15 protein-coding genes are annotated in these 18,202 nt (G+C 72.6%); 8 read left to right on the top strand and 7 right to left on the bottom strand.

What is annotated here, in order from left to right; genetic code table 11:
- Positions 1-102: 102 nt before the first annotated feature.
- The 3 genes from ACWEO5_RS26805 to ACWEO5_RS26795 form a co-directional block, all read right to left on the bottom strand.
- Complete coding sequence (locus ACWEO5_RS26805; RefSeq protein ID WP_452164796.1) at positions 103-1,158, bottom strand: BMP family lipoprotein; 1,056 nt, start codon at positions 1,156-1,158, stop codon at positions 103-105.
- A gap of 272 nt (positions 1,159-1,430) precedes the next feature.
- Entirely contained in the window at positions 1,431-3,275 is a 1,845-nt protein-coding gene (locus ACWEO5_RS26800) for a glycosyl hydrolase family 28-related protein (RefSeq protein ID WP_452164795.1), read from the bottom strand.
- A 126-nt stretch (positions 3,276-3,401) separates the two neighbouring features.
- Positions 3,402-4,673: an amidohydrolase gene (locus tag ACWEO5_RS26795; protein ID WP_452164794.1), complete on the bottom strand. Its 1,272-nt coding sequence runs from the start codon at positions 4,671-4,673 to the stop codon at positions 3,402-3,404.
- A 401-nt stretch (positions 4,674-5,074) separates the two neighbouring features.
- On the opposite strand from ACWEO5_RS26795, the gene ACWEO5_RS26790 reads away from it, so the two are divergent.
- A complete protein-coding gene (locus tag ACWEO5_RS26790; RefSeq protein WP_452164793.1) occupies positions 5,075-7,129 on the top strand; it encodes a S53 family peptidase in 2,055 nt (684 codons plus the stop codon).
- Between the two features lie 275 nt (positions 7,130-7,404).
- Here the strand turns inward: ACWEO5_RS26790 and ACWEO5_RS26785 are convergent, their stop codons facing one another.
- Positions 7,405-8,994: an acyl-CoA mutase large subunit family protein gene (locus ACWEO5_RS26785; RefSeq protein WP_452164792.1), complete on the bottom strand. Its 1,590-nt coding sequence runs from the start codon at positions 8,992-8,994 to the stop codon at positions 7,405-7,407.
- Positions 8,995-9,177: 183 nt separating this feature from the next.
- On the opposite strand from ACWEO5_RS26785, the gene ACWEO5_RS26780 reads away from it, so the two are divergent.
- Together ACWEO5_RS26780 and ACWEO5_RS26775 are read left to right on the top strand one after the other, a co-directional pair.
- Positions 9,178-9,921: an SDR family oxidoreductase gene (locus ACWEO5_RS26780; protein ID WP_452164791.1), complete on the top strand. Its 744-nt coding sequence runs from the start codon at positions 9,178-9,180 to the stop codon at positions 9,919-9,921.
- A 259-nt stretch (positions 9,922-10,180) separates the two neighbouring features.
- Entirely contained in the window at positions 10,181-10,678 is a 498-nt protein-coding gene (locus ACWEO5_RS26775; RefSeq protein ID WP_344553104.1) for a 2-oxo-4-hydroxy-4-carboxy-5-ureidoimidazoline decarboxylase, read from the top strand.
- A gap of 167 nt (positions 10,679-10,845) precedes the next feature.
- Here the strand turns inward: ACWEO5_RS26775 and ACWEO5_RS26770 are convergent, their stop codons facing one another.
- Entirely contained in the window at positions 10,846-11,535 is a 690-nt protein-coding gene (locus ACWEO5_RS26770; RefSeq protein WP_452164790.1) for a hypothetical protein, read from the bottom strand.
- 242 nt (positions 11,536-11,777) lie between these two features.
- On the opposite strand from ACWEO5_RS26770, the gene sdhC reads away from it, so the two are divergent.
- From sdhC to ACWEO5_RS26750, 4 genes are read left to right on the top strand one after another with little or no spacing between them, the layout of a single operon-like run.
- Positions 11,778-12,158 (top strand): succinate dehydrogenase, cytochrome b556 subunit, encoded by a 381-nt coding sequence (gene sdhC / locus ACWEO5_RS26765; RefSeq protein WP_033253218.1) that lies wholly within the window; start codon positions 11,778-11,780, stop codon positions 12,156-12,158.
- Between the two features lie 5 nt (positions 12,159-12,163).
- Positions 12,164-12,652, top strand: a complete 489-nt coding sequence (sdhD, locus tag ACWEO5_RS26760; RefSeq protein ID WP_380273523.1) for a succinate dehydrogenase, hydrophobic membrane anchor protein — start codon at positions 12,164-12,166, stop codon at positions 12,650-12,652.
- A 26-nt stretch (positions 12,653-12,678) separates the two neighbouring features.
- On the top strand, positions 12,679-14,421 hold the full coding sequence (sdhA, locus tag ACWEO5_RS26755; protein ID WP_452164789.1) for a succinate dehydrogenase flavoprotein subunit: 1,743 nt from the start codon (positions 12,679-12,681) through the stop codon (positions 14,419-14,421).
- Positions 14,421-15,194, top strand: coding sequence for a succinate dehydrogenase iron-sulfur subunit (locus tag ACWEO5_RS26750; RefSeq protein WP_344553101.1), 774 nt, complete (start codon positions 14,421-14,423; stop codon positions 15,192-15,194). The genes sdhA and ACWEO5_RS26750 overlap by 1 nt, the downstream gene beginning before the upstream one ends.
- 83 nt (positions 15,195-15,277) lie before the next feature.
- On the opposite strand, the gene ACWEO5_RS26745 is transcribed toward ACWEO5_RS26750, so the two are convergent.
- A complete protein-coding gene (locus ACWEO5_RS26745; RefSeq protein WP_452164788.1) occupies positions 15,278-16,621 on the bottom strand; it encodes a hypothetical protein in 1,344 nt (447 codons plus the stop codon).
- Between the two features lie 151 nt (positions 16,622-16,772).
- Positions 16,773-17,048: an SCO4848 family membrane protein gene (locus ACWEO5_RS26740; protein ID WP_344553098.1), complete on the bottom strand. Its 276-nt coding sequence runs from the start codon at positions 17,046-17,048 to the stop codon at positions 16,773-16,775.
- A gap of 137 nt (positions 17,049-17,185) precedes the next feature.
- On the opposite strand from ACWEO5_RS26740, the gene ACWEO5_RS26735 reads away from it, so the two are divergent.
- Positions 17,186-18,202: D-alanyl-D-alanine carboxypeptidase family protein (locus ACWEO5_RS26735; RefSeq protein ID WP_452164787.1), on the top strand; the 1,017-nt coding region annotated here is incomplete at its 3' end.

Genomic DNA, 18,202 nt, shown 5'->3' with positions numbered 1-18,202 from the left:
GGGGCGCGCGCTGGGCGCGTCCGTCCGGGCCCCTGCGGTGCGATCCGGTCGAACCGCCGCGCGCCGCCCGGCGGGCGGGCGGCGCGGCGGGCCTGGTCGTCCTTACGGAGCGGTCGGGACCTTGGTGGCGCCGCTGGTGATCTGCTGGGTGGCGGCGTCGATCTTGGCCTTGACGTCGTCGATGAAGCCACCGGTGGTGGCCAGCGACACGCCGCCTTCCTTCAGGTCGAAGTTCTTGACGCCGGTCAGCGCGTTGCCGTCCTTGATCGACTTGATGTAGGTGAACACGGCGGTGTCCACGTTCTTCACCATCGAGGTGAGGATGTGGTCCTTGTACTTGTCCAGGGCGGGCTGCTTGGCCTGGTCGGAGTCGACGCCGATGGCCCACTTGCCGGCGCCCGCGACGGCCTCGATCGCACCGGTGCCGGAGGAGCCGGCCGCCGAGTAGATAACGTCCGCGCCCTTGTCGAGCTGGCCCTGGGCGGCCTGCTTGCCCTTGCCCGGGTCGGAGAAGCCGGTGAAGTCCGGCGGGGTGGTCAGGTAGGTGACCTCGACCTGGACGTTCGGGTCGACGGACTTGGCGCCCGCGGTGTAGCCGGCCTCGAACTTCTTGATCAGCTCGGACTGCACGCCGCCGATGAAGCCGATGTGCTTGTCCTTGGACTTGTTGGCGGCGGCCACGCCCGCCAGGTAGGAGCCCTGCTCCTCGGAGAAGGTCAGCGAGGTGACGTTCGCGGGCTGGTCGGCGGCGGAGGAGTCGATGATCGCGAACTTGACGTTCGGGTTCTCCTTGGCGACCTTGTCCACCGCGTCCTGGTAGACGAAGCCGACCGCGATGATCGGGTTGTAGCCGCTGCTGACCAGGGACTTGAGGCGCTGCTCCTTGTCGCCCTCGGACTCGCCGGCCTTGGCCTCCGCCTCGTTGATGGTGGCGCCCAGCTCGGACTTGGCCTGCTCCAGGCCGCGCGCGGCGGAGTCGTTGAAGGACTGGTCGCCGCGGCCGCCGATGTCGTAGGCCATGCCGACCTTGAACGACGAGCTGCCGGCGCCGGCCGAGGTGGAGTTGTTGTCGGTGCTCTTTGCGCCGCAGGCGGCGAGCGAGGCGATGCCCAGGGAACCCGAGAGCACGGCCGCGGCGAGCTTGAGTGAACGGCGCAAGGGAGTTTCTCCTTCTCACACACCCGGTTGGCGTGGTCGAGCGCCACCGTAACGCGCGTAGAACACGGTTGTGTTACGGCCTGCGGAGGCATCCGGGTTGTTATCAAAATGTGGTCGTACGCCCCGGCAAATCCGGACATAGCCACACACATGATCAACCCGATGTTCATTACCCGCTGGTATCGGGCCACCACGGTACGCCTCCCCCGGATCGCCGAGAAGATGCCGCGCCGGGTCCCGTGCGCGGCCCGGGGGCCCGGGGGAGGCCGCGGTCAGCTCAGGCCGACCCAGAACATCTGCACCGTGGTGCTCCGGTTCTGCGCGGGGTCGAAGGAGGCCGGCAGCGCGGTGGCGGAGCCGTTCAGGTGGGCGACCCGGTAGGTGGCCGGGGTGAGCCCGGCGTTCAGGAAGGCCCCCGGGTCGGGGAAGGTCGAACCCCGGGCGAAGGACGGCGGGGTGGCCGCGTTGGCCAGCAGCGCCACCCAGTGGAAGCCGGGGCCCAGGGTGACCGGCCCGGACAGCGGCATCCGGCACAGCTTGTTCGCCGCCCCCGCCCAGGCCATCGCCTGCTCGCCCGCGGTGCGGGCCAGCAGCCTGCCGGTGCGGTCGTACACGCCGGCCAGGTTGCCCGTGGTGAACCCGGCGCCGGAGCCGGCCAGCAGCACCGAGACCGCCGAGACGGTCACCGGCTGGTGCGTCTCCACCCGCACCAGGTAGACGTTGCCCGAGGTCAGCCGGGTGCTCAGGTCGCTCGCGACGGCCGGGTCGAAGGACCAGGTGCCGTAGCCGGAGTCCGCGGGCTGCGGGGCGTTGCCGACCGGGGTGACGGCGGGCGAGGGGACGTTGTAGGAGACGCCGTCCTTGGTGGTGCGGTTGTGCATGGTGGTGCCGGTGTCCACCACCGCGCCCGCGTCGTCGCGCACGCTGGCCACCGTGCCGGTCAGCACGCAGCCGGTGAGCAGCACCCGCAGCGCGCGGTCGGCGTACACGCCGTAGTCGGGGGCGAGCAGGCCGCCGGGCACGTCGTCCCCGGAGACGTGGGTGGCGCAGCCGGTCAGCGCGACCGGGAGGGCGGCGCCGCCGGCCGGGGCGGTGATCCGGAAGCCCGCGTAGCCGCCGGGGACGGCGTTGTCGTTGCGGCCGTCGCGGCTGGCCTGGCAGCCGGTCAGGGTGACGACGTGCGGCGCGGGCGAGCGGGTGGGGTCGTTCTGGGCGCTCTCGACCAGCCAGCCGTTGCGGCGGTTGCGGTCGGTCTGGCACTCGGTGAAGCCGACCGTCCCGCACTTGCCGGTCAGGTGGAAGCCGTTGCCGTCGTTCCAGGTGGCCCGGACGCCGGTGAAGCCGGTGGCGCCGAGGCCGTCGAAGGACCAGGCGTCGCCGCCGTTGGCGGCGGCCTCGCAGGAGTCGAGCATCGAGTCGGCGAAGGAGAACGGCGCCCCGCCGGTGTTCTCCGAGCGCCAGCCGCCGAGCTTGTTGGCCTCAACGCTCAGGTGGGAGACCTCCCAGCCGCCGGGGAAGCCGTCGGCGGTGCTGTCGGTGTGCACGCCGTAGCCCTGGAAGTTGAAGACGCCGACGTTCTGCAGCCGGACGGCCTTGACCGGGCCCCTGGCGACCAGGCCGTCGACGTTCCCCCCGGCGGTGTCGGTCGCGCGGCCGGAGGCCAGCACCAGGTCGCGCAGCCGGGCGCCGTTGCCGGTCAGCTCGACCAGCGCGGAGCCGGTGAAGTTCCCCCAGAGCGGCTTGATGAACACCGGCGGCACCGGGTTGCCCTGGGCGTTCTCCGGCAGGTAGCCGAACCAGCGGCTGCCGGTGGTGCCCGCCAGCGTGACGTGGGCGGGCACCGACAGGGTCCGGGTGACGACGTACTGGCCGGCCGGGAAGTACACCACCCCGCCGGGCGGGCAGGCCGCCAGGGAGTCGGTGATCGCCTGCCAGTCGTCGGTGGCGGCGTCGCCCTTCGCGCCGTGCGCCTTGACGCTGATCCAGTCGACCGGCGGCACCGCCGGGTCGTCGGCGGCGGCGGCCGCGGGTGCGGCGGCCAGGCCGGCGGCGGCGGTGGCGCCGGCCGCTCCGGCCGCTCCGGCGGCGAACAGGAGCCTGCGGCGGGTGCTGTGCATGGTTCGGGCCCTCCCCTGGATGATCGTTGCGCCGATGATTCGACCACGCAGCGACCTTCCGGGGAAGGGCCCTTCGCTTTCGTCCCGGTTCGGCCCGGGGCCGGTTCGGCCCGGCCCGGGGCCGGTTCAGGTCCGGGCGTGTTCCAGGGCGAGCGAGGCGAACAGCTCCACGCCGATCTCGATGGCCCGCTCGTCGGCGTCGAAGTCGCCCTGGTGCAGGTCCCGCGGGCCCTTCTCGTGCGGGCCGCGCACGCCGAGCCGGGCCAGCGCGCCGGGGGCGTGCTCCAGGTACCAGGAGAAGTCCTCGCCGCCCAGGCTCTGCTCGGTCGGCTCGACCACCGGGCCGGTCGACTCGGCCACCGGGCCGCGCCCCCCGGCGAACCGGGCGTTCATCGCGGTCTCCAGCTGGTCGATCGAGGTGGCCTCGTTGACCACCGGCGGGACGCCCCGGTGGTAGTCGAGGGTCCACTTGGCGCGGTAGGTCTCGGCGAGGTGGGCGACCAGGTCCTCCAGCACCTCGGGCGCGTCCCGCCAGCCGGCCAGCTCCAGGCAGCGGACGGTGCCCTCCAGCTCGGCGTGCTGCGGGATCACGTTCGGCGCGGAGCCGGCCGCGATCCGGCCCCAGACCAGCGAGACGCCCCAGCGCGGGTCCATCCGGCGGGAGAGCGCGGCGGGCAGCTCGGCGGCCAGCTTGGCGACCGCGCCGACCAGGTCGGTGGTCAGGTGCGGACGGGCGGTGTGGCCGCCGGGGCCGTCCACCGAGATCCGGACCTTGTCGCAGGCCGAGGTGATCGCCCCGGCCTTCAGCCCGATCCGGCCGACCGGCACCTTGGGGTCGCAGTGCACGGCGAAGATCCGGCCGACCCCCTCCATCCCGCCGGCCGCGATCACGTCCAGCGCGCCGCCGGGCATCATCTCCTCGGCGGGCTGGAAGATCAGCCGCACCGGGCGGGCCAGCTCCCCGGCCTCCATCGCCTCGGCCAGCACCAGGCCGGTGCCGAGCACCACCGCGGTGTGCACGTCGTGCCCGCAGGCGTGCGCCCGGCCGGGCAGCGTGGAGCGGTACGGCACGTCCTGCTTGGCGTCGTCGATCGGCAGCGCGTCGATGTCGGCGCGGAACGCCAGCAACGGGGTGCCGGGCGCGGTGCCCGGCGGCACGAGGTCCACCAGCAGCCCGGTGCCGCCGGGCAGCACCCGCGGCTCCAGCCCGGCGGCGACCAGCCGCTCGCGCAGCAGCCGGGTGGTGCGGAACTCCTGGCGGCCGAGCTCGGGGTGCCGGTGGAGGTCACGGCGCAGCTCGATCAACTCGGCCCGGTACGACGCCACCAGGGCGCGTAGGTCGGCGGGGGGACGGGCAGCGGTGACGGTGGCGGCGGCTGCCGGCTTGGGATCGTTCACCTTGACAAGAGTAGGCCGGTGGTGGGGTTTTGGCCCAGCTTCCGGAGAACTCCTCACCGGATGGGTGCATAGCGGCCGCCTGGATGGGTATGTCATTCCGTTTCGGCCTGCCCTTCCGGTCCCCGGTCTCCGGCGTGTGCAACGACCTGCACCGGCGATCGGACACGGCGGCTGCTCCGTGCGGGTCCCCGGAGCGCGGCGGCCAAACGTTTCCCCCGATCGAGTCATGCCGGAGTAAAGCTTTCGGACCTGCTCTTGAGCGGCGTACATCAGTCCGAATAGACAGCTTCCGCACAGTCAACTCCGGTGCCGCAGTGGGGGGTCTTCCGCTCGCGGCGCACGCCGTCACGCCCTCACGAGGGGCAGCTGACGCTCCATCGAACCGAGAAGGGGGGACCGACGTGCCCGTCGCGCGCAACCAGCTCGCAAGGAGCATCGCTCCGGCCACCGTCGCCGCCGCACTCATCCTCGCCACCCTCGGCGCGGCCGTTCCGGCCTCCGCCGCCACCCCGGTCGGCGACAGCGCCCGGGCCCTGCCCGGCACCCACCCCGAGTGGGCCACCCCGCAGGCCGACGCCGGCCCCGCCGACGCGTCCGCCCCGGCCACCGCCCGGATCTACCTGGCCGGCCGCGACGCCAGCGGCCTGGCCGCGCTCGCCAAGGCGGTCTCCGACCCGGACTCGCCCTCGTACGGCCGCTACCTGAGCCCCGACCAGGTGCGGGCGGAGTTCGGCGCCACCCCCGAGCAGGTCGAGGCCGTCACCGACTGGGTGACCGGCGCGGGCCTGACCGTCTCCGCCTCCACCGCCCACTACGTGCAGGTGGCCGGCTCCACCGCCGCGATGGCCGAGGCGTTCGGCACCGGCTTCCACGACTACCGCACCGCGGACGGCACCCACCGCGCGCCGACCTCCGACGCCGTGGTCCCCGCCGCGGTGGCCGGTTCGGTGCTCGCCGTCTCCGGCCTGGCCGACGCGATCCACAAGAACAGCTCGGACGCCACCTCGGTGCGCCAGGCCGAGCAGCGCGCGAGCGCCGCCTCCCGGCTGGCCGCCCCCGACAAGAAGGCCCCGGCCACCCTGCCGGACGTGCCGACCTGCTCCGAGGACGGCTACGGCTCCAAGACCGCCAAGGGCGCCCCGGCCGGCTACGAGAAGAACGAGCCGTTCGCCCCCTGCTCGTACGTCCCGTCCCAGCTCCGCAAGGCGTACGGCGTCAGCGACGCCAAGGTCACCGGCAAGGGCGCCCGGGTCGCGATCATCGACGCCTACGGCCTGTCCACCATGGAGCAGGACGCGAACCACTACTCGGCCCTGCACGGCGACCGGCCGTTCGCGCCGGGCCAGTACACCGAGTACGTCACCCCGGACCGGTGGACCCACCAGGACGAGTGCGGCGGCCCCGAGGGCTGGGCCGGCGAGGAGGCGCTCGACGTCGAGATGGTGCACGGCCTGGCGCCCGACGCCCAGGTCGTCTACGTCGGCGGCAACTCCTGCTACGACGAGGACCTGTACGACGCGATGGCCAAGGTCGTCGACGAGCACCTGGCCGACGTGGTCTCCAACTCCTGGGGCGAGATCATGCACGGCACCACCGGCGACATCGACCCGGCCGTGGTCGCCGCCGACAACCAGGTGTTCCAGCTCGGCGCGGTGACCGGCATCGGCTTCACCTTCTCCTCCGGCGACTGCGGCGACAGCTCCCCCGGCGCGGCCGCCACCGGCGCCAACTGCCAGACCGAGACCGACCAGGCCCAGGCCGACTGGCCGTCCGCCTCGCCGTGGGTCACCTCGGTCGGCGGCACCGCCCTGCAGCTGGGCGACAAGGGCGGCAAGTACGGCGACGAGGTCTCGATGGGCGACCTGCGCTCGGTGCTCTCCGCCGACCAGAAGTCCTGGAGCCCGTTCCCCGGCACCTTCTACTTCGGCGGTGGCGGCGGCGTCTCCAAGGACTTCGCCCAGCCCTGGTACCAGCAGGGCGTCGTCCCGGACAAGGTCTCCAAGACCGCGGCCGACGGCACCGAGTCCGCGACCCCGCTGCGCGCCACCCCCGACATCGCGATGAGCGGCGACCTGGTCGCCGCCACCCTGGTCGGCTACACCGACGGCGGCACCTACAGCGAGGGCGGCTACGGCGGCACCTCGGTCTCCGCCCCGGAGACCGCCGCGATGTTCGCCAACGCCATCCAGACCCGCGGCGGCCGCGCCCTCGGCTTCGCCAACCCGGCCCTCTACGACCGGGCCGGCACCAAGGCCTTCCACGACGTCGACGACGCCGCCAACCACGGCAAGCGCGGCAACGTCGTCGACCTCGGCGTGGTGAACGACTCGCTCCGGGTCCGCCTCTACAAGATCGGCGCGGACTACGGCCTGTCGGCCGGCAAGGGCTACGACACGGCCACCGGCCTGGGCTCCCCGGGCAAGGACTTCTTCAAGTCCTTCGCCCTCAAGAAGTAGCCGGTCACGCAAGGAAGAGGGGCCGTCGGGAAACCTCCCGGCGGCCCCTCCGCCATTCCCGCCGGGGGCGGGGAAGCGGTATGGAGAAGCAGTCGGCGGAACGCCCGGAGGGCCGTTCGGAGGTCTCCCCGGGCGCTCTTCCCGTCCTCTCCCCCGCTACGCCCCCGCGCCCCGCCAGGGGCGCGGGGAACCGCGCGCGGCGGAGGAGCACGCCGGCAAGGTCGCGGTGCGGGCGGCCGGTTGCCCCTCGGCGCGCCCGCCCCCTGCGGCACCGCTCAGAAGCGGTCGACCGGCACGTACGTCCCCCACACCCCGCGCAGCGCGTCGCAGACCTCGCCGACCGTGGCCCGGGCCGCCAGCGCCTCCTTCATCGGGTACAGCACGTTGTCGGTGCCCTCGGCCGCCTTGCGCAGCTGCGACAGCGCCCGCCGCACCGCCGAGGAGTCCCGGTCGGCGCGCAGCCGGGCCAGGCGCGCGGCCTGCTGGGCCTCGATCGCCGGGTCGACCCGCAGCGGCTCGTAGGGCTCCTCCTCGGCGAGCTGGAAGCGGTTGACGCCGACCACGGTCCGCTCGCCGGAGTCCTGCTCCTGCTGGATGCGGTACGCGGTGCGCTCGATCTCGCCCTTCTGGTAGCCCTGTTCGATCGCGGCGACGGCGCCGCCCATGTCCTCCACCTTGGCCATCAACTCCAGTGCGGCGGCCTCCAGTTCGTCCGTCATCGCCTCGACCACGTAGGAGCCCGCGAACGGGTCGACGGTGGCGGTGACGTCGGTCTCGAAGGCGAGCACCTGCTGGGTGCGCAGCGCGAGCCGGGCGGACTTCTCGGTCGGCAGGGCGATCGCCTCGTCGAAGGAGTTGGTGTGCAGCGACTGCGTCCCGCCCAGGACGGCGGCGAGCGCCTGCACCGAGACCCGCACCAGGTTGACCTCGGGCTGCTGGGCGGTGAGCTGGACGCCCGCGGTCTGGGTGTGGAAGCGGAGCATCTGCGACTTGGGGTTCTTCGCGCCGAACTCCTCCTTCATCACCCGGGCCCAGATCCGGCGCGCGGCACGGAACTTGGCGACCTCCTCCAGCAGCGTGGTGCGGGAGACGAAGAAGAACGAGAGCCGGGGCGCGAAGTCGTCGACGTCCATCCCGGCGGCGACCGCGGTGCGGACGTACTCGATGCCGTTGGCGAGCGTGAAGGCGATCTCCTGCGCGGGGTTCGCCCCGGCCTCGGCCATGTGGTAGCCGGAGATGGAGATGGTGTTCCACTTGGGGATCTCGGCCCGGCAGTACTGGAACACGTCGGCGATCAGCCGCAGGCTGGGCTTGGGCGGGAAGATGTACGTGCCGCGGGCGATGTACTCCTTGAGCACGTCGTTCTGGATGGTGCCGGTGAGCCGGTTCGACGGCACGCCCTGGGCCTCGCCGACCAGCTGGTAGAGCAGCAGCAGCAGCGAGCCGGGCGCGTTGATGGTCATCGAGGTGGAGACCTCGCCGAGCGGGATGCCGCCGAACAGCACGCTCATGTCCTCGACGCTGTCGATCGCCACGCCGACCTTGCCGACCTCGCCGTGCGAGATCGCCGCGTCCGAGTCGTAGCCCATCTGGGTCGGCAGGTCGAAGGCCACCGACAGGCCCATGGTGCCGTTGGCGATCAGCTGCTTGTAGCGGGCGTTGGACTCGGCGGCGGTGCCGAAGCCCGCGTACTGGCGCATCGTCCACGGCTTGCCGGTGTACATGGTCGGGTACACGCCGCGGGTGAACGGGTACTGCCCGGGCTCGCCGAGCCGGGCCGCGGCGTCGGAGCCGGCCCGGCTCTCGGGGCCGTACACCGGCGCGATCGGCAGGCCCGACTCGGTGCGACGGGGCTCGGCTGCCATGGGTGTCCTCCGCGGGGAAGAGGGTGAGGGTTAGCGCCGATTAACAGGTCGGCTGGATACGCAATGTAGTCGCGCCCGGTCGGGAGCAGACAGATGCCACGGCTGGGACCTTGCTCACAACACCCGGGGGCCGCCCCTTGGGATGATCGGTGCACCTGTCGAACACCCGAGGAGTGCACGAACATGACCGAACAGAAGGTGGCCGTGGTCACCGGCGCCAGCAGCGGCATCGGGGCGGCCACCGCCCGCCGACTGGCCGCGGACGGCTTCGAGGTGGTGCTGACCGCCCGCCGCACCGAGCGGATCGAGGCGCTGGCGAAGGAGCTCGGCGGCCGCTCGTACACCCTGGACGTCACCGACCGGGCCGCGGTGGACGCCTTCGCCGCCGAGGTCGGCCGGGTCGACGTCCTGGTCAACAACGCCGGCGGCGCGCTGGGCGCGGAGAGCGTCGAGCAGGGCGACCCGGCGGACTGGCGCACCATGTACGAGGTCAACGTGATCGGCGTGCTGCACCTCACCCAGGCGCTGCTGCCCGCGCTGCGCGCCACCGGTGACGGCACCGTGCTGATCATGTCCTCGACGGCGGCGCTGGCCGCGTACGAGGGCGGCGGCGGGTACGTGGCGGCCAAGCACGCCGTCCACTCGGTGGCCCAGACGCTCCGGCTCGAACTGGTGGCCGAACCGATCCGGGTGATCGAGATCGCCCCCGGCATGGTGAAGTCCGAGGGCTTCGCGCTGACCCGCTTCCGCGGCGACCAGGACAAGGCCGACGCGGTCTACACGGGCGTCGCCGAGCCGCTGACCTCGGAGGACATCGCCGACACCGTCTCCTGGGCGGTCACCCGGCCGTCGCACGTGAACGTCGACCTGCTGGTGGTGCGGCCCCGCGCCCAGGCCGCCAACCACAAGGTGCACCGGGTCAGTTGACCGGCTCCGCGTGAACGGGAAGCGCGGCGGGTCACAACTTGATAGCTCGATCGAGTGAAATCGGCCCGCCGCCTCCCCAACTGATGAGCCCTCAACTACCGTGGAGGCGCTGCCCCGCCGAGCTGTGTCAGCCCGTGCGGCGGCATTGCCGCACCCCGGCCTTTCCCGGCCCCCTCACCCCCGTCTCTGGAGCATTCCGCCTTCCCGCCCTCACGAGGAGGATCCGCTGACCAGCGACATCCCGCCGCAGCGTCTCGACGTGCGGACGGAGCCGTCCCTGCTGGGACTCCACCGGTTCAACGAAGCCGACTCCGGCGCGGTGGAGGAAGCGCTGCTCGCCTGCTGCGGCAGCCACCGGTGGGCCCTGCGCCTCACCGCCCACCGCCCCTACCCCGACATAGAGTCCCTGCTCGCCGCCGCCAGCGAGGCCAGCTACGACCTGCGCCCGGCGGACCTCGCGGAGGCCCTCGCCGACGAGAGCTGGATGCCCCAGCCCCTGCTCGGCATGCGCGCCCCCGGCAGCCAGGCCGCGCACACCGCGCTGCGCGCCGCCCACGCCGCCTACGAGGCCCGCTTCGGCCACGTCTTCGTGGTCTGCCTCGACGGCGTCGACCCCGAGGAGATGCTGGACGCCGTCCTCACCTCCATCCGCACCCGCCTCGCCAACGACCCCGACGAGGAACGGCTCATCTCCGCCGAGGAGTTGCGCCGCATCGCGCTCAGCCGCCTCGAACACCTGGTCGCCGTCAAGAGCTGAAGCGTTCAGGGGCTCGGGGAACGGCGAGTCCGTGCTGCTGACGGTCGGATCCCATCGGAGGTTGAGGCTGCTGCGTGTCTTCAACCGAACCGGAAGCCGATGCGCGCTCCGGCAGTGAACCGTCAGCAGACCCGGGCTCGCCGTTCCCCGAGCCCCTGGTTTCCCCCCTAGTAGCTCCCCTTCCCGAGCTTGGCGAGTTGCGCCTTCACCACGCCCGCGTCCGGTTCCGGGGCCGGGCGGCCCGTCGCGTCGAGGGTGGTGAAGACCGCGAGGACGTCGCCGGTGCGGGTGACCAGGGCGCGCTGGGCGATGGTGGTGCCGTCGGTTTCATTCGTGAGGGTGAAGGCGGTGGCGGCGTCCGCTCCTTCCGGGGTGGGCGTGTCGAGCCGGGTGAGCAGGTGGCGGCCGGCGCTGGAGGTGAACGCCCGGCAGTGGCCGAGGACCCGGTCGAGTCCGGCGTGGACGGCGGCGGCCCGGCCGGGCCGGAAGGCCAGGATCGCGGTGTAGAGGGAGGCCGGGTTGTCGCCCTCGCGGGCGATGTCGAGGTCGGTCTCGGCGAGCGGTCCGGCCGCGCCCTTGGAGGGGGTGAGCGCGTCCAGGACGGGCTGGCAGGCGGGGATGTCGGCGGTCTCCGGGGGGCTGGAGATGTCGTTCTGGCCGGGCTGCATGAGCGTGACGTGCCAGCCGGGGGCGAGTTCGGCCTCGGTGACGCCGAGCGCGCGCACCGCGGCCGCGTCGTACTCGGGCTCCGGGCCGGCGGCGGGCGAGGGGGCGGCCCGGTCCGCGGACGGGGCGGGCGGGGCGGTCGCGCAGCCGGCGGCGAGGGCGAGGGCGGCGAGGGCGAGCAGGTGTCGCACGGCGGGTCTCTCTGCTGGGCGGCGGTGACGGGGTGCGCACCTTAGCGCGGTCGGGTGATGACGCAGAGTGATGGTTCCCGTCCCGATTAGGCCGTGCGTGCCTGATTGATCACACCAGGGGCCCCCGACGGCGGTTGTCGACGGTGCGTCGATAGGATGCTCGCGGCCGGTGGACCGTATCCGGCCGGGCTGACCGACACCGAAGCCGGCCGAGCCCCCGAACCGCTTCCGGAGGGTTTTCCGTGCCGGCTGGAACGCTGTACCGCGGCCGGGAAGGCATGTGGAGTTGGGTGGCTCACCGAGTCACCGGCGTCCTGATCTTCTTCTTCCTGTTCGCACATGTCCTTGACACCGCCCTGGTGCGGGTGTCGCCCGAGGCGTACGACTCGGTGATCGCCACGTACAAGATCCCGCTGGTGAACCTGATGGAGTACGGCCTGGTGGCCGCCATCCTGTTCCACGCGCTGAACGGCCTGCGGGTCGTGGCGGTGGACTTCTGGGCCAAGGGCCCGAAGTACCAGAAGCAGATGCTGTGGACCGTCGTCGGCGTCTGGGTCGTCCTGATGGCCGGCTCCTTCTACCCCGTCCTTGAGCACACCCTTCGCACCTGGTTCGGGGGCTGATCCGCGTGTCCACTGACACCAACGACCTGGTGGTCCCCTCGGTCCACGCCCACACCGGCAAGGGCCTGGGCACCGGCAACCCCGCCGACGCCTTCGTGGTGGAGCCCGCCCGGGCCCGCACCAGGAAGACCCCGCGCCGCACCCGCACCAACTTCGAGATGCTCGCCTGGCTGTTCATGCGCCTGTCGGGTGTCGTCCTGGTGGTGCTGGTCCTGGGCCACCTGCTGATCAACCTGATGCTGGACGGCGGTGTCTCCCGGGTCAGCTTCGCCTTCGTGGCGGGCCGCTGGGCGTCCCCGTTCTGGCAGGTCTGGGACCTGCTGATGCTGTGGCTGGCAATGCTGCACGGCTCCAACGGCATGCGCACCGTCATCAACGACTACGCGGAGAAGGACGCCACTCGTCTGTGGCTCAAGGGTCTCCTGGGCGTCGCGACCGTCTTCACGGTCGTCCTCGGCACCCTGGTGATCTTCACCTTCGACCCGAACATCTGACGAGCCACCAGAGGCGACTGACCCCCATGCAGATTCACCAGTACGACACCGTCATCGTCGGCGCCGGCGGCGCCGGCATGCGCGCGGCCATCGAGTCGACGCAGCGCAGCCGCACCGCGGTGCTGACCAAGCTCTACCCGACCCGGTCCCACACCGGCGCGGCGCAGGGCGGCATGTGCGCCGCCCTCGCCAACGTCGAGGAGGACAACTGGGAGTGGCACACCTTCGACACGGTCAAGGGCGGTGACTACCTGGTCGACCAGGACGCCGCCGAGATCATGTGCAAGGAGGCCATCGACGCGGTCCTCGACCTGGAGAAGATGGGTCTCCCCTTCTCCCGCACCGACCAGGGCCGGATCGACCAGCGCCGCTTCGGCGGCCACTCCCGCAACCACGGCGAGGCCCCGGTCCGCCGGTCCTGCTACGCCGCGGACCGCACCGGCCACATGATCCTGCAGACGCTGTTCCAGAACTGCGTCAAGCACGGCGTCGAGTTCTTCAACGAGTTCTACGTCCTCGACCTGCTGATCAACGAGGGCAGGACCGCCGGCGTGGTGGCCTACGAGCTCGCCACCGGCGAGATCCACGTCTTCCAGGCCAAGGCCGTGGTGTTCGCCTCCGGCGGCACCGGCAAGATGTTCAAGGTCACCTCGAACGCGCACACCCTGACCGGTGACGGCCAGGCCGTGGCGCTGCGCCGGGGCCTGCCGCTGGAGGACATGGAGTTCTTCCAGTTCCACCCGACGGGCATCTGGCGGATGGGCATCCTGCTCACCGAGGGCGCCCGCGGCGAGGGCGGCATCCTGCGCAACAAGGACGGCGAGCGCTTCATGGAGCGCTACGCCCCCGTCATGAAGGACCTCGCGTCCCGTGACGTGTGCTCCCGCGCGATCTACTCGGAGATCCGGGCCGGCCGCGGCTGCGGCCCCGACGGCGACCACGTCTACCTGGACCTGACCCACCTGCCGCCGGAGCAGCTGGACGCCAAGCTGCCGGACATCACCGAGTTCGCGCGCACCTACCTCGGCATCGAGCCCTACACGGACCCGATCCCGATCCAGCCCACCGCGCACTACGCGATGGGCGGCATCCCGACCAACGTCGAGGGTGAGGTCCTGCGCAACAACACCGACGTCGTCCCGGGCCTGTACGCCGCGGGCGAGGTCGCGTGCGTGTCGGTGCACGGCGCCAACCGGCTGGGCACCAACTCGCTGCTGGACATCAACGTGTTCGGCCGCCGGGCGGGCATCGCCGCCGCGGAGTACTCGGACAAGCACGACTTCGTGCCGCTGCCGGAGGACCCGGGCGCGCTGGTCGAGGCGCTGGTGGAGGGCCTGCGGAACGCCACCGGCACCGAGTCGGTCGCGAAGATCCGCCAGGAGCTGCAGGAGTCGATGGACGCCAACGTGTCCGTCTACCGCACCGGCAAGACCCTGCAGCAGGCGGTCGAGGACGTGGCGGCGCTCAAGGAGCGCTTCAAGAACGTCTCGATCGCGGACAAGGGCTCGCGCTACAACACCGACCTGCTGGAGGCCGTCGAGCTGGGCAACCTGCTCGACCTGGCCGAGGTCCTGGTCGTCTCGGCGCTGGCCCGCGAGGAGTCCCGCGGCGGTCACTACCGCGAGGACTTCCCGACCCGCGACGACGTGAAGTTCATGCAGCACACCATGGCGTACCGCGAGGTGGCCGAGGACGGTTCCACCTCGATCCGCCTCGACTACAAGCCGGTCGTGCAGACCCGCTACCAGCCGATGGAGCGTAAGTACTGATGTCCACTCCGACCGTCGAGACGCACTCGGCCGCGCTGGACGCGGTCGAGGCGGGCAGCAGCGAGCTGATCAGCGTCACCTTCCGGATCCGCCGGTTCAACCCGGAGGAGCACCCGGACCCGGTGTGGGTGGACTACCAGCTCCTGATGGACCCGAAGGAGCGCGTCCTGGACGCGCTCAACAAGATCAAGTGGGAGCAGGACGGCACGCTCACGTACCGCCGCTCCTGCGCGCACGGCATCTGCGGTTCGGACGCCATGCGGATCAACGGGCGCAACCGGCTGGCGTGCAAGACCCTGATCAAGGACGTCAACCCGGAGAAGCCGATCACGATCGAGGCCATCAAGGGCCTCGCGGTCCTCAAGGACCTGATCGTGGACATGGACCCGTTCTTCCAGGCGTACAAGGACGTCATGCCGTTCCTGATCACCAACGGGAACGAGCCGACCCGCGAGCGCCTGCAGACGCAGGCCGACCGCGAGCGCTTCGACGACACCACCAAGTGCATCCTGTGCGCCGCGTGCACCTCCTCGTGCCCGGTGTTCTGGAACGACGGCCAGTACTTCGGCCCGGCGGCGATCGTCAACGCGCACCGCTTCATCTTCGACTCGCGCGACGAGGGCGGCGAGCAGCGCCTGGAGATCCTCAACGACCGTGAGGGCGTGTGGCGCTGCCGCACCACCTTCAACTGCTCGGAGGCCTGCCCGCGCGGCATCGAGGTCACCAAGGCGATCCAGGAGGTGAAGCGCGCGCTCGTCACGCGTCGCTTCTAGTCCGACCCGTTCGAGGGGCCCGTCCGGAACTCCGGGCGGGCCCTTCGGCGTTCGGGCGCTCCGGCGTTCGGGCGCTCCGGCGTTCAGTCGGCGCGGCGGACGCGGACGGTGGCCAGGGTGAGCAGCAGCGGGCCCAGGAACAGGGCGGCGGCCATGCTGCGGTAGTCCTGGTCGGCGGCGGAGGCGGTGAGTGCCAACTGGGTGCCGAGGACGGCCGCGCCCGCCACCGGGACGAGGGCGCGCAGCCGGTGCCGCCAGGCGTGCAGCACGGCGGCGGCCAGGCCCAGGTAGGCCCACAGGGCGCCGCGCCACAGCAGCCAGTCGAGCTGCGGGGCGCGCAGCAGGGTGCGGCTCCAGGTCGCGGCGGCGTGCAGCGGGTGCCACAGGCCGCGGGAGCCGGCCGCCGGGCCGGGGACCGCGGTGGCGGCGTGCGGGCCGCCGCCGCCCGCCCACACGCCCCAGGCGATCCGGCTCCGGCAGAGTCGGGCGTCCAGCACCCGGTCCGGGTGGTCGCGGAGCAACTGCCGCCAGGCGGACGCGAGTTCGGCTTCGGCGCGGCGGGCGGCGGGGGCGTTCCAGCCGTCGGTGAGGGCGGCGGTGGCGGAGCAGTCGGCGCCCGCCGCGGCCCACTCCCGCGGCGGGGCGACGGCGGTCAGCGCGGGGCTCTGCCCGGTGGCGGCCCGGTGCTGGGCCAGTGCCAGGTCGGCGGCCCGCAGGGTGTGCAGGTCGCCGGCGGGGGTGGCGGGGTGGCCGAGCAGGCCGAGCGCGATCGGCACCGCCAGCGCGAGCACGGTCAGCAGCGCGAGGCGCACCCGGGCGCCGGGCAGGAAGAGCAGCAGCACGGCGGCGGCGATCAGCGCGGTGGCGGCGCCCCGGGTGCCGGTCAGTGCGCAGGCGCAGACGGCGGCGGTCAGGACGGCGAGATCCAGCCGTTGGGCCGGGCCGCCCTGCTCCAGGGTGCCCTCGGCCCGCCGGACGAGCAGTCGCAGTCCGGCTCCGGTCAGCAGCAGCGCGGCGACGGTGCGGACCGCCTCCGGGGTGGCCGAGACCACCAGGCTCGCGGTCGGCGGCAGCGCGGCCAGCGCGAGCGCGACCGGCCCGCTGTAGCGTCCGCGCACCCCGAACCGGGCCAGCGCGGCCACCAGGTAGCCGAGGGCGAAGGCCGCGGCGGCCGTCTGCAGCAGGGTCGCGGGCCCGGCGTGGACGGCCCGCACGGCCGCCGCGTACAGCGGCGCCGACCCGTCCGGCGCGGCCCCGGTGAACGCCGGGTACACCGCCGCCCACCACAGCAGCAGCGGCGCCCAGCAGGCGACCGCCACCGCGAACGGCAGCCGCATTCGCGACTTGGCCCGCCGGTGCCGGCGTTCCCGTTCCTGCCGCCGCGCCCACTCCGGGCGGGCCTCCCCGAGGGTGGTACTGGTGCTCACGCCGAAGCCCTCCCAGCAGTTCGTGCGGGGCAGGCTAGCAGCAGTATTCGGCCACTTGAAGAGGGCATGCATATGCACCCGTCAGTGGCCCGCCGCCACCGGCGGCGGGCCAGACGCGCCCGGGGGCTCCCGCCGGTCGGGGCCGGTGGCGCTACTCGGCGGCGGCACCCCCGGCGGGCGCCGCCGCGGCGCGCAGGGCGCGCAGGCCGCGGACGCCGATCCAGCCGATGGCGAGGCCGAGCAGCAGGGAGGTGACGGCGAGCAGCAGGTGCACCCAGAAGAAGGCGGTCGGCTGGGAGTGGTCGCCGTTCACGAAGGCCTGGCCGCCGGAGTCCTTCCACAGGTTCTTGACGAAGGTGGTCCAGATGAAGACCGACCAGACGCCGAAGGCGGTGAGGAACCAGGAGACCGGACGGCTGAGCTTCATGGCGGGGTCCTTCGCGGCAGACGGGGTGCCCGTCCAGTATGCGGGGCCCGCCGATCGGAGCAGCGGGCGGTACTCGTTCGGGGCCGTGCCCGGTGGCGTGCCCGGGCGGGGGCCGGGGGGCGGGTTATTTTCCCGGAATGCTGATAATCCGCCGGATTCTCCAGGGGTCGTCCGCTGCCGTCCTGCTGCTGGCGTCCGCCCTGCCGTCGGCGGCGGCCGTCGCGGAGGACGCGCCGCCGCCCGAGGTGGTGGGCGGGCAGCGGCTGGGTGCGGAGGGGGTGCAGGTGGACCCGGGGGCCCCGGCGCTGCCGAAGGGCTTGACCGGCAAGTCCTGGGTGGTCGCGGACGCGGGCAGCGGGCAGGTGCTGGCGGCGTTCAACGCGCACGCGAAGCTGCCGCCCGCCTCGACCCTGAAGATGCTGTTCGCGGACACCGTGCTGCCCCGCTTCAAAGCGTCCGACGTGCACCGGGTGACCTGGGCGGAGCTGCAGGGGATGGGGGCGGGCAGCAGCCTGGTGGGCATCAAGGAGGACCTGGACTACAAGGTCGAGGACCTGTGGCGCGGGGTGTTCCTGTCCTCCGGCAACGACGCGGTGCACGTGCTGGCGAACATGAACGGCGGCGTCGCCAAGACGGTCGCGGACATGCAGGCCCGGGCGGACCAGTTGCAGGCCCGGGACACCCACGTGGTCAGTCCGGACGGCTACGACATGGACGGCCAGGTCACCTCGGCGTACGACCTGACCCTGTTCGCCCGGGCGGGCCTGCGCGACCCGGACTTCCGGGCGTACTGCTCGACCCGCTGGGCGCAGTTCCCGGGCGCGGTGGACAAGAAGACCGGGCAGCGCGGCAGTTTCGGGATCGCCAACACCGACCGGCTGCTGGGCAAGTACCCGGGGCTGATCGGGGTGAAGAACGGCTACACCACCAACGCGGGCGCCACCTACACGGGCGCCGCCGAGCGCGACGGGCGGACGCTGCTGGTGACGGTGATGCACCCGGAGAGCAGCCCGAAGGTGTACGACGAGGCGGCGGCCCTGCTGGACTGGGGGTTCGCCGCGGCGGGGAAGGCCGCCCCGGTGGGGGTGCTGGCCGAGGACGGCGGGGCCCGGCCGGCCCAGTCGGCGGCGCCCGCGGCCCGGCCGGTGGCCGAC

This window comes from Kitasatospora sp. NPDC004272, from assembly GCF_053603035.1.
The sequence above is the reverse complement of the archived record's forward strand: the minus strand, read 5'-3'. Positions and strand labels throughout refer to the sequence as shown.

What these genes read in the sequence shown, in the direction of transcription:
- ACWEO5_RS26750 (WP_344553101.1), top strand. Translation starts at nt 14,421, where the DNA reads ATGTCCACTCCGACCGTCGAGACGCACTCGGCCGCGCTGGACGCGGTC.
- ACWEO5_RS26785 (WP_452164792.1), bottom strand. Translation starts at nt 8,994, where the DNA reads ATGGCAGCCGAGCCCCGTCGCACCGAGTCGGGCCTGCCGATCGCGCCG.
- ACWEO5_RS26780 (WP_452164791.1), top strand. Translation starts at nt 9,178, where the DNA reads ATGACCGAACAGAAGGTGGCCGTGGTCACCGGCGCCAGCAGCGGCATC.
- ACWEO5_RS26800 (WP_452164795.1), bottom strand. Translation starts at nt 3,275, where the DNA reads ATGCACAGCACCCGCCGCAGGCTCCTGTTCGCCGCCGGAGCGGCCGGA.
- sdhA (WP_452164789.1), top strand. Translation starts at nt 12,679, where the DNA reads ATGCAGATTCACCAGTACGACACCGTCATCGTCGGCGCCGGCGGCGCC.
- ACWEO5_RS26740 (WP_344553098.1), bottom strand. Translation starts at nt 17,048, where the DNA reads ATGAAGCTCAGCCGTCCGGTCTCCTGGTTCCTCACCGCCTTCGGCGTC.